Origin of the sequence: Mycobacterium sp. 852002-51163_SCH5372311, from assembly GCF_001667115.1 — a bacterium.
Classification (GTDB): Bacteria; Actinomycetota; Actinomycetes; order Mycobacteriales; family Mycobacteriaceae; genus Mycobacterium.
Genome location: NZ_LZIJ01000055.1, coordinates 44,799 through 70,011, shown reverse-complemented (window position 1 = coordinate 70,011; position 25,213 = coordinate 44,799). Strand labels below are relative to the sequence as shown.

The 25,213-nt window shown below is 65.2% G+C and carries 26 protein-coding genes; 11 read left to right on the top strand and 15 right to left on the bottom strand.

The genetic code is table 11. The annotated features are described in order from the left end of the window. Positions 1-34: 34 nt before the first annotated feature. Positions 35-934, bottom strand: a complete 900-nt coding sequence (locus A5791_RS06755; protein ID WP_067233144.1) for an alpha/beta hydrolase family protein — start codon at positions 932-934, stop codon at positions 35-37. Between the two features lie 72 nt (positions 935-1,006). Between A5791_RS06755 and A5791_RS06750 the strand changes: the two genes are divergently transcribed. Beyond that, on the top strand, positions 1,007-1,624 hold the full coding sequence (locus tag A5791_RS06750; protein ID WP_067233141.1) for a TetR/AcrR family transcriptional regulator: 618 nt from the start codon (positions 1,007-1,009) through the stop codon (positions 1,622-1,624). Between the two features lie 4 nt (positions 1,625-1,628). Here A5791_RS06750 and A5791_RS06745 read toward each other — a convergent pair whose 3' ends face one another. After that, positions 1,629-2,360, bottom strand: a complete 732-nt coding sequence (locus tag A5791_RS06745; protein ID WP_067233138.1) for a DUF429 domain-containing protein — start codon at positions 2,358-2,360, stop codon at positions 1,629-1,631. A 113-nt stretch (positions 2,361-2,473) separates the two neighbouring features. Between A5791_RS06745 and purB the strand changes: the two genes are divergently transcribed. The 3 genes from purB to A5791_RS06730 are packed head-to-tail and all read left to right on the top strand — an operon-like array spanning position 2,474 to position 6,116. Further along, positions 2,474-3,892 carry an adenylosuccinate lyase gene (gene purB, locus A5791_RS06740; RefSeq protein ID WP_067233135.1) on the top strand — a complete coding sequence of 473 codons (1,419 nt, stop codon included), beginning with the start codon at positions 2,474-2,476 and terminating at the stop codon, positions 3,890-3,892. Then, complete coding sequence (locus tag A5791_RS06735; protein ID WP_067233132.1) at positions 3,889-5,133, top strand: cytochrome P450; 1,245 nt, start codon at positions 3,889-3,891, stop codon at positions 5,131-5,133. Before purB ends, A5791_RS06735 begins: the two co-directional genes overlap by 4 nt. Beyond that, positions 5,130-6,116: a tellurite resistance/C4-dicarboxylate transporter family protein gene (locus tag A5791_RS06730; RefSeq protein WP_067233129.1), complete on the top strand. Its 987-nt coding sequence runs from the start codon at positions 5,130-5,132 to the stop codon at positions 6,114-6,116. Before A5791_RS06735 ends, A5791_RS06730 begins: the two co-directional genes overlap by 4 nt. A gap of 145 nt (positions 6,117-6,261) precedes the next feature. Here A5791_RS06730 and A5791_RS06725 read toward each other — a convergent pair whose 3' ends face one another. Then, a complete protein-coding gene (locus A5791_RS06725; RefSeq protein WP_067233126.1) occupies positions 6,262-6,876 on the bottom strand; it encodes a hypothetical protein in 615 nt (204 codons plus the stop codon). 159 nt (positions 6,877-7,035) lie between these two features. On the opposite strand from A5791_RS06725, the gene A5791_RS06720 reads away from it, so the two are divergent. Both A5791_RS06720 and A5791_RS06715 read left to right on the top strand, forming a co-directional pair. Then, entirely contained in the window at positions 7,036-7,929 is an 894-nt protein-coding gene (locus tag A5791_RS06720) for a phosphoribosylaminoimidazolesuccinocarboxamide synthase (RefSeq protein WP_067233124.1), read from the top strand. Then, complete coding sequence (locus A5791_RS06715; protein WP_067233122.1) at positions 7,926-10,037, top strand: S9 family peptidase; 2,112 nt, start codon at positions 7,926-7,928, stop codon at positions 10,035-10,037. Before A5791_RS06720 ends, A5791_RS06715 begins: the two co-directional genes overlap by 4 nt. 9 nt (positions 10,038-10,046) lie before the next feature. Here A5791_RS06715 and A5791_RS06710 read toward each other — a convergent pair whose 3' ends face one another. Next, positions 10,047-11,654, bottom strand: coding sequence for a DHA2 family efflux MFS transporter permease subunit (locus A5791_RS06710; RefSeq protein ID WP_067233119.1), 1,608 nt, complete (start codon positions 11,652-11,654; stop codon positions 10,047-10,049). 179 nt (positions 11,655-11,833) lie between these two features. On the opposite strand from A5791_RS06710, the gene A5791_RS06705 reads away from it, so the two are divergent. Together A5791_RS06705 and A5791_RS06700 are read left to right on the top strand one after the other, a co-directional pair. Next, positions 11,834-12,538 carry a DUF2334 domain-containing protein gene (locus tag A5791_RS06705; protein ID WP_067233117.1) on the top strand — a complete coding sequence of 235 codons (705 nt, stop codon included), beginning with the start codon at positions 11,834-11,836 and terminating at the stop codon, positions 12,536-12,538. 37 nt (positions 12,539-12,575) lie between these two features. Next, positions 12,576-14,249, top strand: a complete 1,674-nt coding sequence (locus tag A5791_RS06700; RefSeq protein ID WP_067233115.1) for an FAD-binding dehydrogenase — start codon at positions 12,576-12,578, stop codon at positions 14,247-14,249. Between the two features lie 87 nt (positions 14,250-14,336). Here A5791_RS06700 and A5791_RS06695 read toward each other — a convergent pair whose 3' ends face one another. Next, the gene (locus tag A5791_RS06695; protein WP_067233113.1) at positions 14,337-14,975 is read right to left on the bottom strand and encodes an MBL fold metallo-hydrolase; all 639 of its coding nucleotides are present in this window, start codon (positions 14,973-14,975) and stop codon (positions 14,337-14,339) included. A gap of 132 nt (positions 14,976-15,107) precedes the next feature. Between A5791_RS06695 and purS the strand changes: the two genes are divergently transcribed. Together purS and purQ are read left to right on the top strand one after the other, a co-directional pair. Then, on the top strand, positions 15,108-15,347 hold the full coding sequence (gene purS / locus A5791_RS06690) for a phosphoribosylformylglycinamidine synthase subunit PurS (RefSeq protein WP_067233111.1): 240 nt from the start codon (positions 15,108-15,110) through the stop codon (positions 15,345-15,347). Continuing rightward, on the top strand, positions 15,344-16,018 hold the full coding sequence (gene purQ, locus A5791_RS06685) for a phosphoribosylformylglycinamidine synthase subunit PurQ (protein WP_067233107.1): 675 nt from the start codon (positions 15,344-15,346) through the stop codon (positions 16,016-16,018). The genes purS and purQ overlap by 4 nt, the downstream gene beginning before the upstream one ends. Here purQ and A5791_RS06680 read toward each other — a convergent pair. Continuing rightward, positions 15,985-17,421 carry a wax ester/triacylglycerol synthase family O-acyltransferase gene (locus tag A5791_RS06680; protein ID WP_197504623.1) on the bottom strand — a complete coding sequence of 479 codons (1,437 nt, stop codon included), beginning with the start codon at positions 17,419-17,421 and terminating at the stop codon, positions 15,985-15,987. The genes purQ and A5791_RS06680 overlap by 34 nt on opposite strands. Positions 17,422-17,436: 15 nt before the next feature. Next, the gene (locus A5791_RS06675; RefSeq protein ID WP_067233102.1) at positions 17,437-18,249 is read right to left on the bottom strand and encodes a lysophospholipid acyltransferase family protein; all 813 of its coding nucleotides are present in this window, start codon (positions 18,247-18,249) and stop codon (positions 17,437-17,439) included. Positions 18,250-18,395: 146 nt separating this feature from the next. On the opposite strand from A5791_RS06675, the gene A5791_RS06670 reads away from it, so the two are divergent. Next, positions 18,396-19,472 carry an NAD(P)-dependent oxidoreductase gene (locus A5791_RS06670; protein WP_067233100.1) on the top strand — a complete coding sequence of 359 codons (1,077 nt, stop codon included), beginning with the start codon at positions 18,396-18,398 and terminating at the stop codon, positions 19,470-19,472. Between the two features lie 7 nt (positions 19,473-19,479). Here the strand turns inward: A5791_RS06670 and A5791_RS06665 are convergent, their stop codons facing one another. The 8 genes from A5791_RS06665 to A5791_RS06630 form a co-directional block, all read right to left on the bottom strand. Beyond that, positions 19,480-19,953, bottom strand: coding sequence for a hypothetical protein (locus A5791_RS06665; protein WP_067233098.1), 474 nt, complete (start codon positions 19,951-19,953; stop codon positions 19,480-19,482). A 166-nt stretch (positions 19,954-20,119) separates the two neighbouring features. Then, positions 20,120-20,590, bottom strand: a complete 471-nt coding sequence (locus tag A5791_RS06660) for a cupin domain-containing protein (RefSeq protein WP_067233095.1) — start codon at positions 20,588-20,590, stop codon at positions 20,120-20,122. 84 nt (positions 20,591-20,674) lie between these two features. Further along, positions 20,675-21,364, bottom strand: coding sequence for a haloacid dehalogenase type II (locus A5791_RS06655; protein ID WP_067233469.1), 690 nt, complete (start codon positions 21,362-21,364; stop codon positions 20,675-20,677). Positions 21,365-21,381: 17 nt separating this feature from the next. Next, the gene (locus A5791_RS06650) at positions 21,382-21,975 is read right to left on the bottom strand and encodes a TMEM175 family protein (RefSeq protein WP_067233091.1); all 594 of its coding nucleotides are present in this window, start codon (positions 21,973-21,975) and stop codon (positions 21,382-21,384) included. 17 nt (positions 21,976-21,992) lie between these two features. Continuing rightward, positions 21,993-22,424 (bottom strand): VOC family protein, encoded by a 432-nt coding sequence (locus tag A5791_RS06645; protein ID WP_067233089.1) that lies wholly within the window; start codon positions 22,422-22,424, stop codon positions 21,993-21,995. Next, complete coding sequence (locus A5791_RS06640) at positions 22,421-23,302, bottom strand: DUF427 domain-containing protein (RefSeq protein ID WP_067233086.1); 882 nt, start codon at positions 23,300-23,302, stop codon at positions 22,421-22,423. Before A5791_RS06640 ends, A5791_RS06645 begins: the two co-directional genes overlap by 4 nt. Positions 23,303-23,346: 44 nt before the next feature. Next, the gene (locus tag A5791_RS06635) at positions 23,347-24,399 is read right to left on the bottom strand and encodes a zinc-binding alcohol dehydrogenase family protein (RefSeq protein ID WP_082966784.1); all 1,053 of its coding nucleotides are present in this window, start codon (positions 24,397-24,399) and stop codon (positions 23,347-23,349) included. A 144-nt stretch (positions 24,400-24,543) separates the two neighbouring features. Further along, positions 24,544-25,206, bottom strand: coding sequence for a TetR/AcrR family transcriptional regulator (locus A5791_RS06630; RefSeq protein WP_231995819.1), 663 nt, complete (start codon positions 25,204-25,206; stop codon positions 24,544-24,546). Between the last annotated feature and the right edge of the window lie 7 nt (positions 25,207-25,213).

Here is a 25,213-nt window from a genome sequence, read left to right as displayed (position 1 = left end):
GTGCGGGTGCTTTTGCGTCTGCTCGGCATAGGGCTCACGCCGTCAGCAGCGGCGCCATCCAGGTCAGCTCGGCCGGCAGCTGTGAACTCCAGAAGCCAGGGTTGTGGCCGCCGGGGGAGAAGCCGCCCGCGGGCGGGTTGGGCAGCTGCGCCACGAATTGCTTTGTCGCGGCGTAGAACGGGTCACTGTCGCCGCAATCGACCCGGATCGGGATGGACGCCAGCGCGGGCAATCCGAACACCGAGTTCGCCGACCAGTCGTCGGCGCCGTCAAACGCACCGGGTGCCGTCGCGCCGGGGGACAGCCACAGCGCCGGGCTCACCGCGCAGATTGCCGCGGTGCGGCCCGCGCCCAGCCGGCTGCCCAACAGCAAGGCGCCGTAGCCGCCCATCGACCAGCCCAAGAACGCCACCCGTGAAGTGTCTAGATTCTGGCCGCCCAGCATCGGGATCAGCTCGTCGAGCACCATGGCTCCGGAATCCTCACCGGAAGCCCTTTTGTGCCAATAACTTCCGCCACCGTCGACGGCTACCACAGCGAACGGCGGTAGGCCCGCGTTGACCGCCTGGGCCAGGCCCTGCTCAACGCCCCCGGCCATCACGGTGGACGCGTCGCTGCCCTTCCCGTGCAGCGCGATGACCGGCCGCAACGGCTTGGTCTGGCCCGGGGGACGCGCGATCGCCCAGTTGGTGGATATCCCGCCACGGGCGGCCGACACGAAGGACCCAGTCACCATGGTCGGCGCGGCCTGAGTAGCGGGAGCCGGCTCGAGTGGTGGCGGGGGCGCCAACGGTGCTTGGGGTCTGGTCCACGACACCGGCGCGGCGTGCGACGTTCGCGGCTGCACCAACACGTTAAGCGCATAAGCACTCACCGCGCCGACGGCGGCGCTGGCGCCGAGACCGAGCACCGCGCGGCGGCTCAAGTCGGGCATCCGGATATCATGCCATGGCCGTTTGGCCGAAATGGCAATGCGGTACCACTTTCACTGGCACGATAACTAGGCGTGACCGCAGCAGTTACTCCGAAAGGAGAACGTCGGCGTTACGCGCTCGTGAGCGCGGCCGCCGAGCTGCTTGGTGAAGGCGGGTTCGAGGCGGTACGGCACCGCGCGGTTGCCCGGCGGGCCGGCCTGCCGTTGGCGTCCACCACTTACTACTTCTCGTCACTTGACGATTTGATTGCCCGCGCCGTCGAACATGTCGGCATGCTCGAGGTGGCCCAGCTGCGTGCTCGGGTCAATGCGCTGTCCCGGCGGCGCCGGGGTCCTGAGACGACCGCCGAGGTGCTGGTTGAACTGCTCGTCGGGGACGTGTCCGGTCCGGGCCTCGCCGAGCAGCTGATATCGCGATATGAACGCCACATCGCCTGCACGCGTCTGCCCGCGCTGCGGGAGAGTATGCGGCGTAGTTTGCGACAGCGGGCCGAGGCGGTGGCCGAGGCCATCGAACGTTCGGGCCGGTCGGTTCGCATCGAGCTGGTGTGCACGCTGATCTGCGCTGTCGACGGTTCGGTGGTTTCGGCCCTCGTCGAAGGCCGGGACCCACGGGATGCGGCGCTGGCGACGGTGGTCGACCTCATCGACGTGCTGGCACCCGTCGACCAGCGACCGGTGCGAATCTAGGACGTCAGGCGGGTAGCGACGGCGTCACGATGTAGCCGGTGGCCAGGTTGCCGTAAATGGTGACCTTGGCCGGGCAGCGTTCGGCATACAACGCCACATAGGCGCACACGACGGCGTCGATCGGATCCTCGGCCCGGCGCAGCTCAAACTTCCGCTGCGCGGTTTCCACCGTCCGGCGCAACTCGGCCCAGCCCTCGTGACAGGTGACGTGCAACGGCACAGCGGCGCCTGCCAGGCCTTCCAGACCGTCCATGAGCAATAGCAGCTGCGACTTGAGCTGGCCGACGTCACGGCCGGGCTTGGCCTTGTATTTCAGCGTCCGGGACAGCCGGAACAGGGCCACCGTCGCGGCGTGCGGGTAGACCTCGATACCGCGCCGGGTGGCCTTCGACCGTGGATCCAGGTCCAGCTCCAGCGCGCGAGCCAAGCGTCCTCCGCGAGGACCGTCGGCGAATTCCGGTTTACCGGTGTTGGCCGGGTGCGCGCCCGCTTCGAACCTGCGGAAATCGCGGTTGAGCGCGGTTTCGGCGGGCCGCTGGCCGGTTGGGTTGATCACCACCAGCGGCGCGTCAAAGCCGACGAGACAAGGGCCTTGGACATACGGGCTCAACGCGGCCAGCACGTCGGCGTCGTCACGGGCGGCGCCGACGTCCACCAACCGGCCGTCCGCGTCGACCACGGCGACACCCGTCGGATTGCGCACACCCCAGGCGAGGTCCACGCCGGCGAAATACACCGGCCAACAGTACGGCCGCGACAGTGCAACCAGCGACGGCGCTACTCGGGGAATGCGTTGCCAGTCGCACTTTCGCGGTGCCAGGAGCCCTGCCGACCGTAAGCTGTTTGTCTGTGAGCATTCCGAACGTGCTGGCCAGCCGGTACGCCAGCGCCGAGATGGTCGCGATCTGGTCGCCGGAGGCCAAGGTTGTCGCCGAGCGGCGACTGTGGCTGGCCGTTTTGAAGGCGCAGGCCGAACTGGGCGTTCCCGTGCCGGACGAAGCGGTCGCGGACTACGAGCGGGTGCTCGAGGACGTCGACCTGGAGTCGATTGCCGCCCGGGAACGGCTGCTGCGCCACGACGTCAAGGCCCGCATCGAGGAGTACAACGCACTGGCCGGCCATGAGCACGTGCACAAGGGCATGACCAGTCGCGATCTCACCGAGAACGTGGAACAGCTGCAGATCCGGCGATCGATGGAATTGGTCTTCTCCCACTCGGTTGCGGTGGTGGCGCGGCTTGCCGAGCGGGCGGTGTCGTATCGCGATCTGGTGATGGCCGGTCGTAGCCACAACGTCGCCGCCCAGGCGACGACGTTGGGCAAGCGGTTCGCCTCCGCGGCTCAGGAGACGCTGATCGCGTTGACCAGGTTGCGGGAGCTGATCGACCGCTATCCGCTGCGCGGCATCAAGGGCCCGATGGGCACCGCCCAGGACATGCTCGACCTGCTGGGCGGTGATGCGGCAAAGCTGACCCAGCTCGAGCGCCGAGTCGCTGAATTCCTGGGCTTTCCAACGATTTTGACCAGCGTCGGGCAGGTATATCCACGTTCGCTGGACTATGACGTGCTCTCGGCGCTGGTACAGGTGGGCGCGGGCCCGTCGTCGCTGGCACACACCATCCGGCTGATGGCCGGCCACGAGCTGGTCACCGAGGGCTTCGCACCGGGCCAGGTCGGATCGTCGGCGATGCCGCACAAGATGAACACCCGCAGCTGTGAACGGGTCAACGGGCTGCAGGTGGTGTTGCGCGGCTATGCCGCGATGGCGGCCGAGCTGGCCGGCGCACAGTGGAACGAGGGCGACGTTTTCTGCTCGGTGGTACGACGGGTTGCGTTGCCGGACAGCTTCTTTGCCGTAGACGGTCAAATCGAGACCTTCCTGACGGTGCTCGACGAGTTCGGCGCGTACCCGGCGGTGATCCAGCGTGAGCTGGACCGCTATCTGCCGTTCCTGGCCACCACCAAGGTGCTGATGGCTGCGGTGCGCGCGGGTATGGGTCGTGAGTCCGCCCATCACGTGATACGCGAACACGCGGTGGCGACCGCACTGGCCATGCGCGAGCAAGGCGCCGAGCCCGATCTACTCAACAGGCTGGCCGCCGATCCGCGGCTGCCGCTGGGCCGCGACGCGCTGGACGCGGCGCTGGCCGACAAAAACGCGTTCACCGGCGCCGCGGCGGACCAGGTCGACGAGGTGGCCGCAATGGTGGACACCCTGGTGGGCCGCTACCCGGAGGCCGCCAAATACACGCCGGGTGCGATCCTGTGACGCTCGCCGGGGCTCTTTCGCGGATCGACTTCACCGATCTGGACAACTTCGCCAACGGATTCCCGCACGAGTTGTTCGCCGTCCATCGACGCGAGGCGCCGGTGTACTGGCACGAGCCGACCGACAATACACCTGATGCCGAAGGGTTCTGGTCCGTCGCGACATACGCGGAAACGCTTGCGGTGCTGAAGGATCCGGTGACGTACTCGTCGGTATCCGGAGGCTCGCGACCGTTTGGCGGCACGCTGCTACAAGACCTGGCCATTGCGGGCCAGGTGCTCAACATGATGGACGACCCGCGACACGCGCAGATTCGGCGTCTGGTCAGCTCCGGGCTGACGCCGCGGATGATCCGTCGCGTCGAGGACGATCTGCGGGCCCGCGCGCGACGGCTGCTGGACGCGGTGGTGCCGGGGGAACCTTTCGATTTCGTGGTGGAGATCGCGGCTGAGCTGCCGATGCAGATGATCTGCATTTTGTTGGGAGTGCCGGAATCCGAACGGCATTGGCTATTCGAGGCGATCGAGCCGCAGTTCGACTTCGGCTGCTCGCGCAAGGCTTCCCTCTCCCAGTTGTCGGTCGAAGAGGCCGGGTCGCGGATGTACTCCTATGGTCAGGAGCTGATCGCGTCGAAGCGTGCGCAGCCCACGGACGACATGCTGTCGGTGGTCGCCAACGCCATGGTCGACGATGCCTTCGAAACCGCGGCGGCGCTTTCCGATCTCGAGGTGTACCTGTTCTTCAGCCTGCTGTTCAGCGCCGGTGCGGAGACGACGCGCAACGCGGTCGCCGGCGGGCTGCTGGCGCTGGCCGAGCATCCGTCGCAGTTACAGGCGCTGCGCGCGAATTTCGAATTGTTGCCGACGGCGATCGAAGAGATTGTTCGATGGACGTCGCCGTCGCCGTCGAAGCGGCGAACGGCCACCCGCGACGTGACACTTGGTGGGCAGTCCATCGAGGCGGGGCAGAAGGTGCAGATCTGGGAGGGTTCGGCCAACCGCGACGCCGACGTGTTCGACGACGCCGATCAGTTCGATGTTGCCCGAAAGCCCAACCCGCACCTGGGCTTTGGCCAGGGTGTGCACTACTGCCTGGGCGCCAACCTGGCCCGGCTGGAGTTGCGGGTGCTTTACGAGGAGATGTTGTCGCGGTTCGGTTCGGTCCGTGTCGTCGCGCCCGTCGAATGGACACGCAGCAACCGGCACACCGGTATTCGGCACCTGGTCGTGGAATTGCAGTGAGCATCGGGCTCGCGGACGTCGAGCCGTCACCCGATGTGTTCGCCGCGGTGATGGCGACAGGAATCTTGTCGATTGCCGCGCGCAACCACCACTATCGCGTGATCAGCGACGCGCTGGGGGTTTTGGCGACGGTTGGCCTCGTGGTGCTCGTCGTCGCGGTGATCGTCGCCGGAGTCGTCAGGCGCACCTTATGGGACCTAAACGATCCCGATGTGACGCTGCGCTTGTTCACCTTTGTTGCGGCGTGCGCGGTGCTGGACAGCCGGCTGGCGTCGCATCGCGTGGTGTTGGAGGTTCTCGGTGTGGTGTCAGTCTGCTCGTGGCTGGTGTTGAGCGCGCTCACGGTGCGCAATATGTGGGCACGTTCGTGGTCGGCGCTGCGCGACGGTGCCCACGGCGCGTGGGAGCTGGCCAGCGTTGGCACGTCTGGACTTTCGATTGTGACGGCGACGGTCGCCCGGCATGTGCACTGGTGGCTGTGGGTAGCGGTGCCCGTCTGGGCCTTCGCGTTGTGCATCTATTGCCTGATGACGTGGCTGATCCTGTGGCGAGCCGTCACCGAGCGACAGGATCGAGACGGATTTGAGCCCGACACGTGGATCCTGATGGGAGGCTTGGCGATCGGCACACTTGCCGGCGACGTCATCCACGCCCTGGCTCCCGGTTGGCTGGCTCCCACCGTCCGTGTCGTGACAATGGCGACCTGGTTGGCAGCCACGCTGTGGATACCACCCTTGATCTACTTCGGCCTGCACCGCATCGGCAGGCGGCCCGAGATGCTGCACTTCGCCGGCGTGTGGTGGGCCTTCGTGTTCCCGTTGGGTATGTATTCGGCAGCCAGCTACGCCATGTCGGCCGAGATCAATCAGCGCTCGTTGGCGACCGTTTCGCTGGTATTTTTCTGGGATGCGTTGGCGGCGTGGGGGATTGTGGTTGTCGCGGGGCTGATGCGCGCGCTGGGCCGGATCGCGGGTAAGCGTTAGAGGATCAGCACAATCCGTTTGCCCGATCCGCGAAAGTGCATCTGACGACGTCGGTTCTCGACGAACTTGTCGGTAGTTGCACTCTCGACGCTGCCGCGGATAGCGAGTGACCGGTGTGACGGACGGTTGTCCCTGCGTCGACGAATCAGGGCATGCGGATCCTGATTCCGGCCGCTTTCAGTTCCAGCGCCGCCAGCCCGCGTATGACGACGGGATCCTCGCGGCGCCACCCGCCGATCGGATCCTCACTGACCCCGGCCAGCTTGCCCGGCGCCCGGTTCGCCAACGCCCGCAACGCCAGCAGTTGCTGCCCGGCCGCGGTGGCGGCCAACGCAGTCACCGCCAGCTTGCGCCGGAAGAACCGTACCCTCAGGAACAGCCACGGCATGGTCACCGCCAGGATCGGAGTCGCCGCGACCGCGAGCGCCAGCACCACCGCCAGCCAGCTCGCCGTGGTGTCCAGGTCGTGACCGGCGCTCGCGATGTCGAGGGCGGCCTGGCTGGCCGCGGTGAGCGGCTTGCTCACCGCGTCGCCCACCAGCGGAATGTGCTGGGCGCCATGGCCTGCCGACGCCAGGTTGCCGGCAACTCCCTTCGAGCCGCTCTCGACCTGCCGGCCGGCGACGGCGATCGTCGCGATGGCGCTGTGTACGGCGAGGCCAACGAACACCCAAACCGTCGTCCACAACGAGACGGTGATATCGCTCATCAGCTGGACGAACAGCCGAAGGGGCTTGGTGGAATAGGGCAAAAACCTCATAGCACTGATACCAGCACACTTTGCGGTCCAGTAGCTGAGACGCGGCTTTGATCATTGCTGGGTTCACGACACCCACGGCACGTTCGGACTGTAGAGGCATGGCGTCGATTAGCCACTCCGAGACCATTCCGCCTTCGGTCAGCGCGTTAGGCTGGCCCGATGCGCCCCGCACTGTCCGACTACCAGCATCTGGCCAGCGGCAAGGTTCGTGAGCTCTACCGGGTCGATGACGAGCATCTGCTCCTGGTCGCCTCCGACCGGATTTCGGCGTACGACTATGTCCTGGACAGCACCATTCCGGACAAGGGCCGCATCCTGACCGCGATGAGCGTGTTCTTCTTCGGCCTCGTCGGCGCCCCCAACCACCTGGCCGGGCCGCCCGACGACCCGCGAATACCCGACGAGGTGCTGGGCCGCGCGCTGGTGGTTCGACAGCTCGAGATGTTCCCGGTGGAATGCGTGGCTCGGGGCTATCTCACCGGCTCGGGGTTGCTGGACTATCAGGCGACCGGGAAAGTATGTGGCATCGCTTTGCCACCGGGACTGGTCGAGGCCAGCAAGTTCGACACGCCGTTGTTCACGCCGGCAACCAAAGCGGCCCTGGGAAACCACGATGAGAACATCTCCTTCGCCAGGGTGATCGAGATGGTCGGCGCTGTCCGCGCCAATCAGTTGCGCGACCGCACGTTACAGATTTACGTGCAGGCCGCCGATCACGCCCTGAAAAAGGGAATCATCATCGCCGACACCAAGTTCGAATTCGGTGTCGACCGGGCCGGCAACGTGCTGCTGGCCGACGAAATCTTCACGCCGGACTCGTCACGCTACTGGCCGGCCGAAGATTACCGGCCCGGCATCGTGCAGGTCAGCTTCGACAAACAGTTCGTCCGCAACTGGCTCACCAGCCCCGCATCGGGGTGGGACCGCAACGGCACGCAGCCACCACCCCCGCTTCCGGATGACATCATCGATGCCACCCGTGACCGTTATATCAATGCCTACGAACGGATTTCCGGCTTGAGCTTCGACGACTGGATCGGCCCGCACGCATGAGCGAAGGACTCGAGCCGCCCGTCGCCAAGCGGGTCGACACCCGGCGCGAGCACCACGGTGATGTCTTCGTCGACCCGTACGAATGGCTGCGTGACAAGTCCGACCCGGAAGTCATCGCCTACCTCGAGGCTGAGAACGCGTATGCCGACCAGACGACGGCTCATCTCGAATCGTTGCGGCAAACAATCTTCGACGAAATCAAGGCACGCACCAAGGAGACCGACCTTTCGGTGCCGGTTCGGCAAGGCGACTGGTGGTACTACGGCCGCACCTTCGAGGGAAAGCAGTACCGCGTCCAGTGTCGTTGTCCGGTAGGGGATTCCAATGGTTGGAGTCCGCCGGTCCTGGACGAGGAAACGGAAATCCCCGGCGAACAGATCCTGCTCGACTCGAACATCGAGGCCGAAGGCCACGAATTCTTCGCCCTGGGCGCCTGCCTGGTCAGCTTGGACGGCAACCTGCTCGCATACTCCGTCGATGTCGTCGGCGACGAGCGATACACGATGCGGTTCAAGGACTTACGTACCGGAGAACTGTTCCCCGACGAGATCACCCCGGTCGGCGCCGGCGTGACCTGGGCCGCCGACAATCGCACCGTGTACTACACGACCCTGGATGAGGCCCGCCGTCCGGACAAAGTGTGGCGCTATCGGCTCGGCTCCGGTGAGCCATCGGAGCAGGTGTACCACGAAGCCGATGAACGCTTCTGGGTTGGGGTGGGCCTCACCCGAAGTGAGGCCTACGTGATCATCGCCTCGGGATCGGCGATCACCTCCGAGATCCGCTACGCGGACGCGGACGATCCCGCCGCGGGATTCACCGTAGTGCTGCCGCGGCGCGACGGCGTCGAGTATTCGCTGGAGCACGCCGTTATCGGCGGCGAAGACCGGTTCTTGATACTGCACAACGACGGGGCGGTGAACTTCACGCTCGTCGAAGCCCCGGTGCGCGATCCGGCTCAACAGCGCATCCTGATTCCGCACCGCGACGACGTGCGCCTCGACTATGTGGACGCCTTCGCCCGTCATCTGGTGATCAGCTATCGCCGTGAGGCGTTACCCCGCATCCAGCTGTGGCCCATCGGGTCGGACGGCAACTATCTAGAGCCAGAAGAGATTTCGTTCGACTCCGAGCTGACGGCGTCGGGCCTGGGTGCCAATCCGAACTGGGACTCACCCAAACTGCGGATCAGAGCGGGTTCTTTCATCATCCCGCCCCGCATCTATGACGTGGACCTGGAAACCGGGGAACGCACGTTGCTGCGCGAACAACCCGTTCTCGGTGACTACCGGCCTTCGGACTATGTCGAGCGGCGCGATTGGGCGCGCGCCGACGACGGCGCGCGAATCCCGGTGTCGATCGTGCACCGCGTCGACACCGAATTCCCGGCGCCCGCACTGCTTTACGGATACGGCGCCTACGAAATCTGCACAGACCCCAGCTTCTCCATCGCCCGGTTGTCGCTGCTGGACCGCGGCATGGTGTTCGTCGTTGCACACGTCCGGGGCGGCGGTGAGATGGGCCGGCTGTGGTACGAGCACGGCAAGCTGCTGGAAAAGAAGAACACCTTCACCGACTTCATCGCGGTGGCAAGGCATCTGGTGGACTCGGGGCTGACCCGACCGGAGCAGCTGGTGGCCTTGGGCGGCAGCGCCGGCGGTCTGCTGGTGGGTGCGGTGGCCAACATGGCCCCTGAGCTGTTCGCCGGAATCCTCGCGCAGGTGCCCTTCGTCGACCCGCTGACCACCATCCTGGATCCGTCATTGCCATTGACCGTGACTGAGTGGGACGAATGGGGTAACCCGTTGAGCGACAGGGATGTCTACGCTTATATGAAGTCGTATTCGCCCTATGAGAACGTCGAGGGCAAGCACTACCCGGCCATCCTGGCCATGACGTCATTGAACGACACCAGGGTCTACTACGTGGAGCCGGCGAAATGGGTTGCGGCACTTCGTCACGCCAAGACGGACGGCAATCCGGTGCTGCTCAAGACTCAGATGGCGGCGGGCCATGGCGGGGTCAGTGGTCGCTACCGGGCCTGGAAGGAAACGGCGTACCAGTACGCCTGGCTGCTGGCCGCGGCCGATGGCGACCGCTACGCGTGAGGGCTCGCGCTATTCTGCGGCCGGCGTTTTCGGCAGTAGCGCTGCCGGGACGATGGTGCACAGCACTAAGACCATGGCCACGACGAATACCGCTGTGTAAGCGTGCGAAAGGTCGTGCAGCAGGTTGGCCGCAAAGCCGGGAGTAAGTGTTTGGCGCGGTATTGCCGACTGCTCAACCGGCACCCCGCTGGTAGCGGCCTGCTGCTGTAGTGCCGCGAGTTTCTTCGCCGCGGTGATGTTTTCGCTTCGGTTGAACTGACTGGTCAGGATCATCGACATCAGCGCGGTGCCCATCGAGCCGCCCACCTGCTGGCTGACGCTGATCAGGGTGGTACCGCGGGCGATCTGATGCGGCGCCAGTGACTGCACCGACGCCACCGAGAGAGGCATCATGGTGCAGCCCATCCCCAGGCCCATGATCGCCAGGCCCACCAGCAGGGTGGGTAGGTAGTGCGCCTGCCTGACGACACCGAAGGCGAAGGTGCCCAGACCCGCGGTGATCAGTGCGATACCGACCAGCACGACCTTGCCCGGTCCCTGCCTGTCTACCAGCGGTCCGGTCAGCCGCATGGTCAGCATGGCGCCAAGTCCCTGGGGGATCATGTGCACGCCCGCCTGCATCGGTGTCTGGTGCAGCACCTGCTGGAAGTAGCTCGGCAGCACCAGGCAGGCGCCGAAGAAGGCGACGGCGAAAACGACCATCGTCACATTGGCGTTGGTCAGCACTCGATTGCTGAACAGTCGCAGGTCTATCAGCGGGTGGTCGGTACGGCGCCGCGCGTGCACCACGAACGCGGCGACCAGCGCCAGGCCGACGGCCGCTGGTATCAGTACGTGGCGATCTGCCACGGTCCCGCGGGCCGGAATGGAGGACACCGCGAACAGGAATGTCGCCAGGCCGGGGGAGAGCAACAGCACGCCGATGACGTCGAAGGTCTCCGCGCGCGCCGCGTGGTCCTTGGGGAAGACGATGGCCGCGAGGGCGACGGTGGCGAGCCCGAAAGGCAGGTTGATCAGGAAGATCCACCGCCAGCTGGAGGTGTCGATGAGCCAGCCGCCCAGGATCGGTCCGCCGATCGGGGCGAGCAGCATGGGAATGCTCAGGATCGACATCAGGCGACCCAGCCGCCGCGGGCCGGCCTCGCGGGTCAGGATCATGAATCCCAGCGGCAGCAAGCTGCCGCCACCGATGCCCTGGACCACTCGAAAGAGGATGAGCTGCGGGATGTTTGCCGCCACCGCGCACAGCAACGAGCCCAGTGTGAAGGCGAGCACCGAGCCCATGAAGAGCCGTTTGGTGCCGAACCGGTCGGCTGCCCAGCCGGTTATCGGGATAACGGTTGCCAGGGCGAGCGTGTAGCCGGTCATCGTCCAGCCGACCACGGCCTGGGTCGAGCCGAACTGGTCGATGAACGTGCGTTGCGCGACGCTGACGACCGTGACATCCAGGATCGCCATGACCGTGGCCAGAATGCACACCCCGGAGATCCGCAACAGCCTGGCATCCAGTCTGTCGGGATAGACCTGATGACCCGCGCCTGACTGCAGGGTGGGGATGGTGGGCGGCGGGGCATCGGCCGCGGTGGGATGGGCCTTCTCCATGGCGTTGCTTAGCATATCGAACTGATTAGCCTGGCCGGCGCTGGTTCCCGCTTCGCGAAGCCGGTCGCTATGTGCGCCGCTCGGAGCTGCAGTGACTGGAGTCAGCCGTGCCGTAGCTGCAACGCGATCGGATATATGCCTCCCGTCTGCATGTACTTCACCGTCCCGACATGTGGGATCGGCAAACTACAGATGTGTCTGGAAAACTGATGGTCTCGGTCTCGGGAATAGGGGATCGCACCCTGGCCGACGTCGAGGCGTTTTGCGCACAGATGGATTCCCGCTCGGTGCCGGTGTCGTTGCTGGTGGCTCCTCGCCTGTCGGGTGACTACCGGCTGAGCGACGACCCGCGCACCGTCGAGTGGCTGACGGCTCGGCGCGCAGGCGGCGACGCTATCGTCCTGCACGGCTATGACGACGCGGCCACCAAAAAGCGGCGCGGTGAATTCGCCCTGCTGCCCGCGCACGAGGCCAACCTGCGGCTGATGGCCGCCGACCGGGTGCTCGAGCACCTCGGGCTACGCACCCGCCTGTTCGCAGCACCGGGCTGGGTGGTGTCGCCTGGCGTCGTCAAAGCATTGCCCCGCAACGGCTTTCGGCTGCTGGCCGATTTGCACGGGATCACCGACCTGGTGCGGCATACCACCGCACGTGCCCGCGTGCTGGGCATCGGAGAAGGTTTCCTGACGGAGCCGTGGTGGTGCCGGATGGTGGTGTTGTCCGCCGAGCGAATCGCCCGTCGCGGCGGCATCGTGCGGGTCGCCGTCGCTGCCCGTCACCTGCGCAAGCCCGGCCCGTTGCAGGCGATGCTGGATGCCGTCGACCTCGCCTGCATGCACGGTTGCGCTCCCTCGGTCTACGAGTGGCGGGCCGATAAGGCGATTCTCGACGCTGCCTGATCGCTGCTAGTCCAAGGGGTGGCTACCCTGTACCGACATGGGCGGTTCTTCGGCCGGGCCGGCGGGGTTCGGCGCTGACCTCATCGTCGTCGGGGCCGGCCTAGCGGGTCTGGTGGCTGCGTGCGAATTGGTCGATAGCGGGTTGCGGGTGCTTGTCGTCGATCAAGAAAACAGCGCCAATCTCGGTGGGCAGGCATTCTGGTCGTTCGGCGGTCTGTTCTTCGTCGACAGCCCCGAGCAACGGCGCCTCGGCATTCGAGACAGCCACGAACTCGCCTTGCAGGACTGGTTGGGGACGGCAGGGTTTGACCGTCCCGAAGACCATTGGCCGCGGCAATGGGCGCACGCCTACGTCGAATTCGCGGCCGGGGAGAAGCGCCGTTGGCTGCATGACCGCGGGCTGAAGATTTTTCCCCTCGTGGGCTGGGCCGAACGTGGGGGCTACGGCGCTCGAGGACATGGCAACTCGGTGCCGCGCTTCCACATCACATGGGGTACCGGGCCGGCGCTGGTCGAGATCTTCGCCCGCCAGCTCGGGGACCGTTCGACAGTGCGTTTCGCGCACCGGCATCGGGTCGACGAGTTAATCGTGGACGGCGGCGTGGTGACGGGTGTTCGCGGCACCGTACTGGAACCGTCGGCTGGGCCACGAGGAGTGGCGTCGTCACGAAAAGCTATGGGCCAGTTCGAATTCCGCGCATCAGCGGTGATAGTGACCAGCGGCGGCATCGGCGGTAACCATGATCTGGTGCGCAAGAACTGGCCGGAACGGATGGGCCGCGTCCCCGAGCAATTGCTCTGCGGGGTACCCGCCCATGTCGACGGCCGGATGATTGACATTTCCAGGCGGGCCGGGGCACGGGTGATCAACCCCGACCGGATGTGGCACTACACCGAAGGGATCACCAACTACGACCCGGTGTGGCCGAACCACGGCATTCGGATCATTCCCGGACCGTCGTCGCTGTGGTTGGACGCCGCCGGCAAGCGGTTGCCGGTTCCGTTGTACCCCGGGTTCGACACGCTGGGAACCTTGGAGTACATCACCAAGTCCGGCTACGACTACACCTGGTTCTTGTTGAACGCCAAGATCATTGAGAAGGAATTCGCGCTCTCCGGTCAAGAGCAGAACCCGGACCTGACCGGGCAGAGCATCGTTCGGCTGGCGCGGTCCCGCGTCGGGGGCGGCCCGCCGGGGCCGGTGCAGGCGTTCGTCGACCGGGGTGTGGACTTCGTCAGCGCAAACTCGTTGCGCGAGTTGGTGACCGGGATGAACAAACTGCCTGATGTGGTGCCGCTGGATTACGCGACGGTGGAAGCCGAGGTCACCGCCCGCGATCGCGAGGTGGCCAACCGGTTCACCAAGGACGGTCAGATAACCGCGATCCGTGCGGCTCGCGGTTATCTGGGTGACAGGTACACCCGCGTAGTGGCCCCGCACCGGTTGACCGACCCGAAGGCCGGGCCGTTGATCGCGGTCAAGTTGCATATTCTCACTCGAAAGACGTTGGGCGGCATCGAAACCGACTTGGACTCGCGGGTGCTCAAGAGCGACGGCACGCCACTTGGCGGCTTGTACGCGGCCGGTGAGGTCGCCGGGTTCGGAGGCGGCGGCGTACACGGGTACCGCGCCTTGGAGGGAACGTTCCTGGGTGGGTGCATCTTCTCCGGTCGGGCCGCCGGCCGCGGCGCCGCCGCCGATATCAAGTAGCTCAAGTAGCGCGAGCAGACGCAGAATCGCACGATTGGAGCCCGAATTGTGCGACTCTGCGTCTGCTCGCGGTGAAAGTGCTCGCGGTCAAAAGGTGACCGCGCTCTCCTCGGGCAGGACCTGGAAGTCGGTGGAGGTCATCTCGGCGAGCCGGCCGTAGTAGATGCCGCGCGCGTCAGGAGCGATGATTCCCTGATGAATGGGCACCGCGCGGGCAGGGCCCACCGCACGCAGATAATCGACGGCCTCGGCGATCTTCATCCACGGCGCCGCCGCCGGGGTGGCCAGGACGTCGACGGGCTCTTCGGGCACGAACAGCGCATCACCGGGATGCATCAGCCTGACGGGATGCTCGCCGTCGCCGACAAGGTACGAGATGTTCTCTATCACTGGGATTTCGGGATGGATCACGGCGTGCCGGCCGCCGACGGCCCGGATGGTCAATGCCCCGACCGGCAGTGTGTCGCCGACGCGCACCGTCTGGCACGGTGCGCCCAGTTGCTCGGCGGTCTGCGGATCGGCGTACAGCGCGACACCGGGGTTGCCCTCGAGCAACGCCGGCAATCGCGTGACGTCGATGTGATCGGGGTGCTGGTGGGTGATCACGATCGCGGACAGGCCGGTGAGCCCCTCGAAGCCGTGCGCGAACGTACCCGGATCGAAGAGCAGGCTGGTGTCGCCGAACTCGGCAAGCAGGCAGGAGTGGCCGAAATGCGTCAGTTGCATATCCCGATTGTGCCCTGATCGGACGGCGCGGCACCGTTCGCCGGTAGAGTTGGCGCCGACCCTCCGCCCGGCTCCTTAACGCCATATCGGTGCACGTTGGGCGGAGCAATCCGATCTCGAGGAGGAGCGCCGGTGGCCCGGGTGGTCGTGCATGTGATGCCCAAGGCGGAGATTCTCGACCCGCAGGGCCAGGCGATTGTCGGCGCGCTGGGTCGACTCGGGCATTCCGGTATCTCAGATGTGCGTCAGGGCAAGAGATTCGAGTTAGAGGTCGATGACGCAGTCGACGATTCCGAGCTGGCCGAAATTGCCGAATCACTGCTGGCGAACACGGTGATCGAGGACTGGACGATAAGCCGGGACGCGCAGTGACGGCCCGGATCGGCGTCATCACCTTCCCCGGCAGCCTTGACGACGTGGATGCCGTGCGCGCGGCGCAGCATGTGGGAGCCGAGGCGGTCAATCTCTGGCATGCCGACGCCGACCTCAAGGGTGTCGACGCCGTGGTGGTGCCCGGGGGGTTCTCCTACGGCGACTACCTACGAGCCGGCGCGATCGCCAGATTCGCGCCGGTGATGGGTGAGGTGGTGGCCGCCGCCGGCCGCGGTATGCCGGTGTTGGGCATTTGCAACGGCTTTCAGGTGCTGTGCGAGGCGGGCCTGTTGCCGGGCGCCCTGACCCGCAACGCCGGTCTGCACTTCGTCTGCCGCGACGTGTGGCTGCGCGTGACATCGACGTCGACGGCGTGGACGTCGCGCTTCGAGCCGGATGCCGACCTGCTGGTGCCGCTGAAGTCGGGCGAAGGACGCTATGTCGCCCCGAAAAATGTCCTCGACGAGCTGGAGGGCGAAGGCCGAGTGGTGTTCCGCTATCACGACAACGTCAACGGCTCGCTGCACGACATCGCCGGCATCAGCTCAGCCAACGGCCGTGTCGTCGGGTTGATGCCGCATCCCGAGCACGCCATCGAAGCACTGACCGGCCCCTCCGACGACGGATTGGGTCTGTTCTACTCAGCTCTTGACGCCGTTTTCGCCGCTTGAGGCGGAGCATCGGAGCCGATCAACCGGTAAACCCCAGCGGCACTACGTAATTCCGCGAATGCAGACCGCAAAGCGTCCGTGGCTTCATGAGGGTCGTTAAAGGTTTGGTCGTCGGTGAGCACGGCGACGCCGAGCTGGTCGACGTAGCTCCACACCGTGATATTGACGGGCGCTCCGGGCGAGAGCACTCCGGTGGAGTAGATCTCGCTGACCGGTGCCCCCGCGACGTGGCCGCGTTCACGCGGTCCCATGACGCTGGACACCGCCACATTCATGATCTTGTTGGGTGCGTCGCGACGGCCCAACCAGCGAAACGCAGCCGGCGCAATCGCGGGCGGCAGGTAGGCCATCAGCCGCCCGTAGAGGGTCGGGCCGAGAATTTCGTGGTCCTCCTTGGCCGTCCGGGTCGCCAGCGCGACCAGCCGGGCCCGCCGCACCGGGTCGGCGATGTGCACCGGCAACGACACGGACAGCCCGCTTATCTCGTTGCCAGTGACGCGGTCCGACTTGTCGGTCGCTGTCGGCACCGAGGCGATGATCGGCCGGTCGGCCTTGCCGTCATAGGACAGCAAGAGCTTTCGCAATCCGCCGGCCGCGATTGTCAGGATCGCGTCGTTGAGCGTGATGCCCAGCGCCTTGGCGGTCACTTTGACCTCGGCCAGCGGCAGCGTCGTCGTGGCGAACCGGCGCTGCGGCGACACCACATGGTTGAGAAATGTCGGGGGCGCGTCGAACGAGGCGGCCAGATCGGGGTGCTCGCCGCGTTGCCTGGCCCGACGGCGTACCCGCGTCATCCCCACCGCGGCATCTCGCACCAACCGGGGCAGTTCGGCCAGCTGGCGGGCGTGGTCGCGACCGGCGGCCCGCACCAGATCGGCCGCAGACTCGGCATGGTCCGCATCGCGCCCGTCGCCGACGCCGTCGGTGAAATCGGACAGGTCCATCGCGCGTTCCAGCAAGTTCACCGATGCGACGCCGTCGGCCAGGGCGTGGTGCACCTTGCCGATCACCGCGAACCGATGGTCGGCCAGCCCCTCGGCGAAGTGGAACTCCCACAGTGGGTGGCTGCGGTCCAGCGGGGTGGAGGCTACTCGCCCGATGACCTCGTCGAGCTCCCGGCGACCGCCCGGCGCCGGCACCTGCACGCGCCGCAGGTGGTAGTCCAGGTCGACCTTGCAGTCCGGTCGCCACACCGGGTGGTGCAGCCGCCACGGGGTGTTGACGAGCTTGTAGCGCAACGGTTCCAGCAGGTGCAACCGGCTGCGCACATGCTCGCGAAACGCCTCGAAACCGAACTCGGGGGATTCCGCAGCGTCGATGACCACCACCTTCAACGTGTGCGTGTGCAGGTTGGGCGTCTCGCTGTAGATCAGCATGGCGTCCATGCCGTTGAGCCGTTTCAATGCCACCTCAGGAGCTCAGCCCAGGAACGGGAAGCGGCGCTGACTGGCCAGCCGGTCGAGTGCGCGCTGCATCACGGACCGTACGTACGCGTCGACTTCGTCGATGTCGGGGTTTTCGCCGAACAACTCGGCGATGTCGATCGGCTCGAGTATCTCGGTGACGATCTTGGCGGGCAGCGGGAAATTCGCCGGCAGGATCGGCGTGAGGCCGAAGGGAAAGCCGAAGCTCAATGGCAACACGTTCAGCCGCAGCTTGGTCAGGCCCAGCCGACGAGCCAGCTCGGTGCCCCGCGTCAAGAACAGCTGGGTTTCCTGTCCGCCGATTGACACCATCGGCACGATCGGCACACCGGCTTCGACGGCGGTGTTGACATAGCCGGTGTGGCCGTTGAAGTCGACCTTGTTGGCGCTCAGCGTGGGCCGGAAGGAGTCGTACTCGCCGCCTGGGAACACCAGCACCAGAGCATCCGAATTCAATGCGGCCGCTGCGTTTTCGCGGGTCGCATCGACGACTCCGAGCCGTAGCAGGTATCTGCGCAGCGGACCGGTGAGCTTCAGCAGCCCGTAGTGTGCGAGGACGTAGACGGGGCGGTGATACCCGAACTTGTCGTAGAGCGGCGGCACGAAGATAAACCCGTCGGGTGTGGTCATGCCGCCCGAGTGATTGGAAACCAACAACGCGCCACCGACTGGCGGGACGTTTTCGACGTTTCGGACCTCAGCGCGAAACCAGCGCTTGATTACCGAACCGGCCGTGTTCGCGACTTGGCTGACGAACGTCGGATCCCATTTGGCGATCTCGTGGTTGCCGGGCGGGTCACCGCTCATGGTCTTCTCCGGTGTGTCTTGGTGCCTGTGCGCAAGTGATGAACATTACCCTGTCGAGTCTCTCTACATCCGTAGAGGATACGGTACTCTCTAATTAAGAGAATGCCATATCCACTCTTGTGGAATAGCCCACAGTCAGGGGAAACATGACCGAGAAGATTCTTGTCACGGGCGGCTTCGGGCTGGTCGGGTCGCAAACGGTGCGCCGGCTCGCTGCCGAGGGTCATCGGGTGATCGCTTCTGACCTCGGTACCGAGGAGCAGCGCGAAGCGCCTCTGCCGGACGGCGCCGAGGCGCGATGGGCCGATCTGACCGACGCTGATGAAGTAGATCGTCTGCTCGCCGAGACGGCGCCGACGGTCATCATTCACCTGGCCGCCGTCATACCGCCGGTGATTTATCGTCAGCCCGAACTCGCGCGCCGGGTGAACGTCGACGCCACCGTGGCGTTGTTGCGCGCCGCGGAGGCATGCCCGCGACCGCCACGTTTCATCCAGGCGTCCAGCAACGCCGTGCATGGCGCCCGCAACCCGCACCGGCACCATGAGCTGCTGCGCGACGACACCCCGGTGCGGCCGTCGGACCTTTACGGGGCGCACAAAGCCGAAGCCGAGGAGCATGTGCGGTCCTCCGGCCTGCCGTGGGTGATCTTGCGGCTGGGCGGGGTCATGAGCGTCGAACCCGGCGCCATGCCCTTCAGCCTCGACGCGCTGTTCTTCGAGAGCGCGCTGCCGGCCGATGGGCGCATGCACAGCGTCGACGTACGCGATGTAGCGGCCGCGTTCGCCGCTGCGACGACGGCCGATGTGCTCGGTGAAACCTTGTTGATCGGCGGCGACGAGACGCACCTGCTCAGGCAGGGAGACGTCGGTAAGGCGCTGGCCGCAGCCCGGGGTCTGGTCGACGTGTTGCCCGAGGGCAGGCCGGGTGACCCTGACAGCGACGACGACTGGTTCATCACCGACTGGATGGACACCACCCGCGCGCAGCAAGCCTTGTCTTTCCAGCATCACTCCTGGCCGGACATGCTCGACGAGATGCGCGCCGCCGCCGGCTGGCGGCGCTACCCGATGCAGTTTGTCGCACCGCTCGCCCGGCTCATGCTCAAGCGCCGTGCCGCGTATCGAAATGTGCCGGGGCGCTACGCCGATCCCTGGACTGCCATCGGAGCGCGGATGGGCAACCCGCGCCCGGACGTCAGGAAGCACCTGGCGGTCGTGTGAGATCGGCTCAGCCGGCCTGGCGCAGCAACGACAGTTGCGTCGACGGCAGGTCGGTGAGCACCGCCAGCTCGCCGAACAGTTCGGTTCCGGCGGCGATGGTTTGGTTGACGAACGAGGCGAAGTCCTCGAAGGGGATGCTATTTCTGATCCGCCGGGAGCTCGTCACATAGACACCGACGCGTTGCGGGTCGGAGGATGCGTGCACCACGGCCATGAGTTCAGGGTTCTGCTGGTTCCACGCGTCGGTGAGTTGCGCCAGTCGAGCGTCTTCGGCGGCAGGGAAGAAGTAGGCGGGCGCGATGCGAATTGTGAACACGTCAGAATGCCAGCGAGAGACCCCGAGGTGGACATACAGGCGGCGGGGAAGCGCGTCGGCGATGAAGAAGTATTCGCCGTCGTGCTGGCCGGAAAAGTAGCGGCGCCCGCGTCGGCGCACGTAGCGCTCGATCAGGTCGGTAAGCAGGAGCTGTGGCTCGGTCATGAGAGCTATGGTGTGGGCCCTGCCTTGATGAATCCTTGGAGCCGAGCCGGCTGGGATCGAAGAATCTGTTGAGAACTTGCTGAGTACCGCCCCTTGCCCGACATACACCCGAGATTCTGTGACGGATGGGACGCGGCCTGCGGCTAATTTGTGCGGCTGCTCGCCGTCATAGCGGATACAGGCCCGGCAGATTGACCACGATCGCTTCTTGGGTGCTGCGCGCGATCACCACCTCCGCTGGGTTGTCCGGGTCGGGATTCTCTTCGCGGTGCGGCAAATACGGCGGGACGAAGATGTAGTCCCCGGGCTGTGTCGAGATCCGCACCTCGCTGGTGCCGTCGTGAAACACGAACTGTGGATTGCCGCGCCTGATGTAAATCGCCGTCTCCGACTCGCCGTGATGGTGGTTGGCAGAAGCTGTTGCGGGGGCGACGTGGGTCTCACCCATCCACAGCTTCTCGGCGCCGACGGATCGGCCGCTGAGCGCCGCGAAGCGTCGCAGACCGTCGGTTTGGGCGGTGTCGGAGCTGATTTCCGACGCCTTGATGTGGTGCACGCGATTGCGTGTCACGTGTCGGTTCGTCTCGTCTTGGTTTGTCTGGTCAAAGTCTGGATGGAATCCGTCAGAGGTTGCCACGGGTCCTCTTCTCCTAGGGCGAGCAGACGCAAAAGCACCTGAAAAACGTGGTTTTGGCGTGCTTTTGCGTCTGCTCGTCGGTTTTCATTGTGGGCCTGCGATGAGTTTTCCGGCGAGTTCGCGCAAATCGCTTGCCACCAACGTCGGTTGGGGTAGTGCGTCGACTGGCAGCGGCGCGTTGCCGGACCGGGTGATGAGTGCGGAGCTGAACCCGACGGCTTGCGCGCCAAGGGTGTCCCACACATGGGCGGCCACCATCATGCACTCGGTGGGCGCAACGTCGAGGGCCAGGCAGGCATGGCGATACACCGCTGGCGACGGCTTGAAGCTGCGACAGTCATCCACGCTCAACTGGTGTTCGAAATAGCCTGCCAGCCCGGCATTCTCGAGTGCCGTCGGCACGCCGGGACGGCGCGGTGAGTTTGTCAGTGTGGCTAGGCGAAAACCGTTGTCGCGCAGTGCTTTGAGACCGTCGACGACGTCGGGGTGTGCCGGCATGGTGCGCATCAGCTCGCCCAGGCGTGCCACGTCGTCGTCGTCGATCTCCACCTGATGGATCGAGCCCAACATGCGCAACACCCCTTCGCCGAGCGTGAAGAAGTCCGCATAGTGTTCGACCAGGGTGGCGGTCATCGAGTACGTGACCAGCTGGCCGAACCATTCCCGCAGCACGCGCTCGTCGCCAAAAAGCTCGCCGAAAAGCGGTGCTATCCAAAGGATGTCGACGAGGGTCTCGTTCACGTCGAACACCAGCACGGAGGGACGAGCTCGCACTGTGTCCACCTTGCTGGCTATCCGTGAGCGTTCTTCGGCGCGGGGATATCCGGCCGCAAGTACCCGATCAGGCATACACAGATCAATACCATTCCTATCGCCGGCCATTTGAGAGCGACGAGCGCGGCAGCCAGAAACACGCCGATGGTGATGAACGACCTCATCCGCAACAGTCTGCGGACCCGCTGCGGCATGTCCTCGCGCGAGGGCCTGTCCACGGCCTCCCAGCAAAGCGCGAGATACGTGATGTTCACCAGGACGAAGACCGATGCGTACAACGTCACCGGTGCGGCAGCCAGCCTGCTGGCCGCGATCCATTCGGTGGTGAACGGGATCAGCGATACCGAGAAAAGGTGCGCGAAATTCGACCACACCAGCCGCGGCGTCGCATCATCCGCATAGTTGAACAGGTGATGATGGTTGACCCAGACGATCGCGATGAACAGGTAGCTGATCACATAGCTCAGGCCGGTGGGCCACAGCGGCAGCAATGCGCGGAAGGTATCTGGGTGCGGCGGATTCAGCTTGAGAACCAGAATTGTGATGAGTACAGCGAAGACACCGTCGGAGAACGCTCTCACTCGGTCCGGACTGGCTTTTCGCGCAGCCATTGCTACTCCCGCTGGGTTCAGGCCGGTCGGTGATTGCGTTCTTGCAGCACCCAGGCGTTGCCGTCCGGATCGCGAAAATCGGCGAAGCTGGCGTAATCGGCGCGGTCACGGTCTACGCCGGGAAGAAATTCTCCCCGCCAACCGCCCTCGGTGTTCTTATGGCGGATCTCGCTGACAGCCACCCCGCGTCCGGCCAATTGCGCCTGGTAACCCTCGATGTCGTTGACCACCAAATACAGACCCTGTACCGAGCCTGGGGGTGCGTCGGTCAACCCGACTCCGAACTGGATGGACGCGGCCGACCCTTCGGGCGTCAGCTGAATGACCCGGAAGTCAGGCCCCGGTGCGTAGTCGACGTCGAGGCCAAACCCGACCTGGTCGCGGTAAAACCGCAAGGACCGGTCGGGATCGGAGACCGGGAGAACGATAACCTCGAGCAGTGCGTTCATCGCGCATTCCCGGAAACGGCTCGCCCGAGCACTTCATCGGTGTCGAGTCCGCGGTCGACGCCATGGGGGATCACGGTTTGGCCAGGCTCGAGCTGTAGCTGCTTGCCGTCGAGGTAGACGTCGATCTTGTCCGGTTCGAAGGACACCAGATTGCTCACCCGTCCCACCTCGGTCCATGCGTTTACGTATGACCAGGCGGCGCGCTTGTGGCCGCCGATGTCGTAGTAGGAGGCCAGTCCTTTGTATGGACAGAACGTTTGCCCCTCAACGGGTTTCAGCGCCGATTCATCGATATCCTCCCGCGCCACGTACCACCGTGGCGCGAAACCCGACTCGTACAGCGCCAGGGGGTGTTGGGTGTCGGCAATGACCTTCTCGCCGTCGCGGACTACGAGATGCCTTGAGGTGGAGCGGATGTCAATACGGTGGTAGGCATCGGCGGCATGTCCCACAATGCGCTCGTCTTCCTCGTAGAAGGCGTCCATCGAGCGCCAGGCGAATGCCAGCCGGCCATCGAGGACGCTCGCATGCCGCGGCAGCTGCGTGTGTTGCCACGCGCTGTGGTTCATTTCCCGCTCCGGGGTTTTGACGGTGTACCACTGCGTCTCACCGAGATCGCGGTGCTGAGTCACTCGGTCCTCGACGATCAAAATTCCCTGTTCGATGTCGCCGCGCGGGAAGTAGGCGACCGGGTACCGGCCCGGCTCGTGGAACAGCACAACATCTTCGCTGTCTGCGATCCACCGGTCGGCGAAACGTATTCGCATGCGGCGCCGTAACGGCTCAGCGTACAGCAGTCGCGGCGGCAGCGGCTGCTCCGTGAGAAAATGCCCCACCGACCCGCCTGCCAGCGGACCCTGCTGCCATGCCAAACCCATCGTCGTGTCCTTTCTTGACCGAAATCTATTACTCGAGGCCGTATTCAGTCCAAGACGACGACCATCTTTCCGCCGGCTTCTCCGGCCTCCATCACTCGATGTGCTTCGTGGATCTCGTCGAACGAGAAGACCCGCGTCGGCTTGGCATCGAGCCTGCCCTCGGCCGCTTGCAGAGCGATGTCCTGTAGCGGGACGTCGGAGAGTGGAAAGCCCGGTGTCCCAAACACGAAGCTGCCGAAGAAGTTCAGGTTGACGCCACTGGGCATGCGTAGCAGCGGGTTGAAATCGCCGATCGGGTCAAGCCCACCCAGCCATCCCGCCAGGCAGGCCGTTCCGCCTCGCCGCAACATATCGAGGGAGTCGAGGATCGTGCTGTTACCCACGAGATCGAGGACGGCGTCGATTCGCTTTGCTTCGGCGATGTGCGCGGCCAGGTCGTGCCTTTCCAGCTCGACGCGCGAAGCGCCCAGTTGCTCGAGCATCGGAAAACGTTTTTCGCTGCGAGCGCTGGCGATTACGTGTGCGCCGGCAGCAACCGCCAGCTTGAGTGCGGCCTGACCGAACGACGACGTCGCGCCGCGAAGCACCAGCGTCTGTCCGGCCTGCAGGTTCAGATTGCGGAAGAGGCATGTCCAAGCCACGGCATAGGTTTCCGGCAGTGCCGCCAAATGTGACCAGGGCAAGTCGGATTCGATGAGGGCGACGTTGGCCGCACGCACGCGGGTGTACTCGGCGTAGCTGCCGTTGATCGTTCGCCCCAGACCGCCCATCAGCGCCGCCACCTTGGCGCCGACCGGAAATTCCCCGCCCGGACACGAGTCGACGATGCCGACACATTCGATGCCGCTGACTTCCGCGGCTTCTGCCCATTCCCCTCGGCGCATGTGCATCTCGGCGTGATTTATACCGAATCCTTTGACCGCAATCACCACTTCGCCGTCCTTCGGGAGCGGCTTCGGGATGGCGGTGTACACCAGTTTGTCCAGCCCGCCGAACCCATCCAGAATGATCGCGCGCATGGTCTCTCCGCCCGGCCGTTCCCGAACTACCGCGGGCGCAGTAGGTAGCGCGCTGCCGGTTGCGGGGTTATTGGGCATTGCCTGCCTCGTTCCGAATAGTTAGCAGGCCTTCGGATATCGACGGTCGGACCGAACGGTTCACCGCAGCTGATTGGGCCAACTAACCCATTATTATGGGCGGACGAACCCAAAATTGTCCAGCGTGTGGGCAACCTCGGAGGATCAGGATTTATCGCGGAGGCGTGTTCGCCCGCGGTGGGGCTCCGTTCGGGCCGCAAAGGAGCGCACGTAGTCGACAGCCGCGTTGACGGCGGCCCGCAATGGTTCCGGGTCGCCGGTGGCGTACGTGATCATCGCGCCGCCTTGGTGCGCGGCGACCAGTGCGGCTGCCAGGTGACGCGGGTCGGAATCGGGGCGCAGATCGCCACGGCGTCGCATTTCGGTGAGACCGCTGCGAAACAGTTCGAGCCACGCGTCGTACCCGGCGGAAAGCTCGTCGTGCAGTTCGTCGTCGCCGTCGATCAGTTCGCCGGCCAGCGAACCATAGACGCATCCGCCACGGCGGTAGACGGTGTCGATGTCGCTGATGCAGGCTGCCGCCCATGCCCTCAGCGCGTCGAAATTGTCCAGTGCACCGAATCGCGACTGGGTGTGAAAGGCGACGACGTCGTCGCGTCGTCTCGCGATGACCTGACGGATCAGATCCCGCTTGTCACGGAAGTAGTGCGAGATCTGCGATCCGCCCACCTGAGCGGTATTGCGCACTTCGTCGATGCTGGTATTGGCGACGCCCCGTTGGAACATCAGTTTGGCCGCGACGTCGACGATGCGAGCCCGGGTTGCCATGCCCTTGCGGGTGAACCGCGATGCGCTGCGGTCAGACACATTGCCG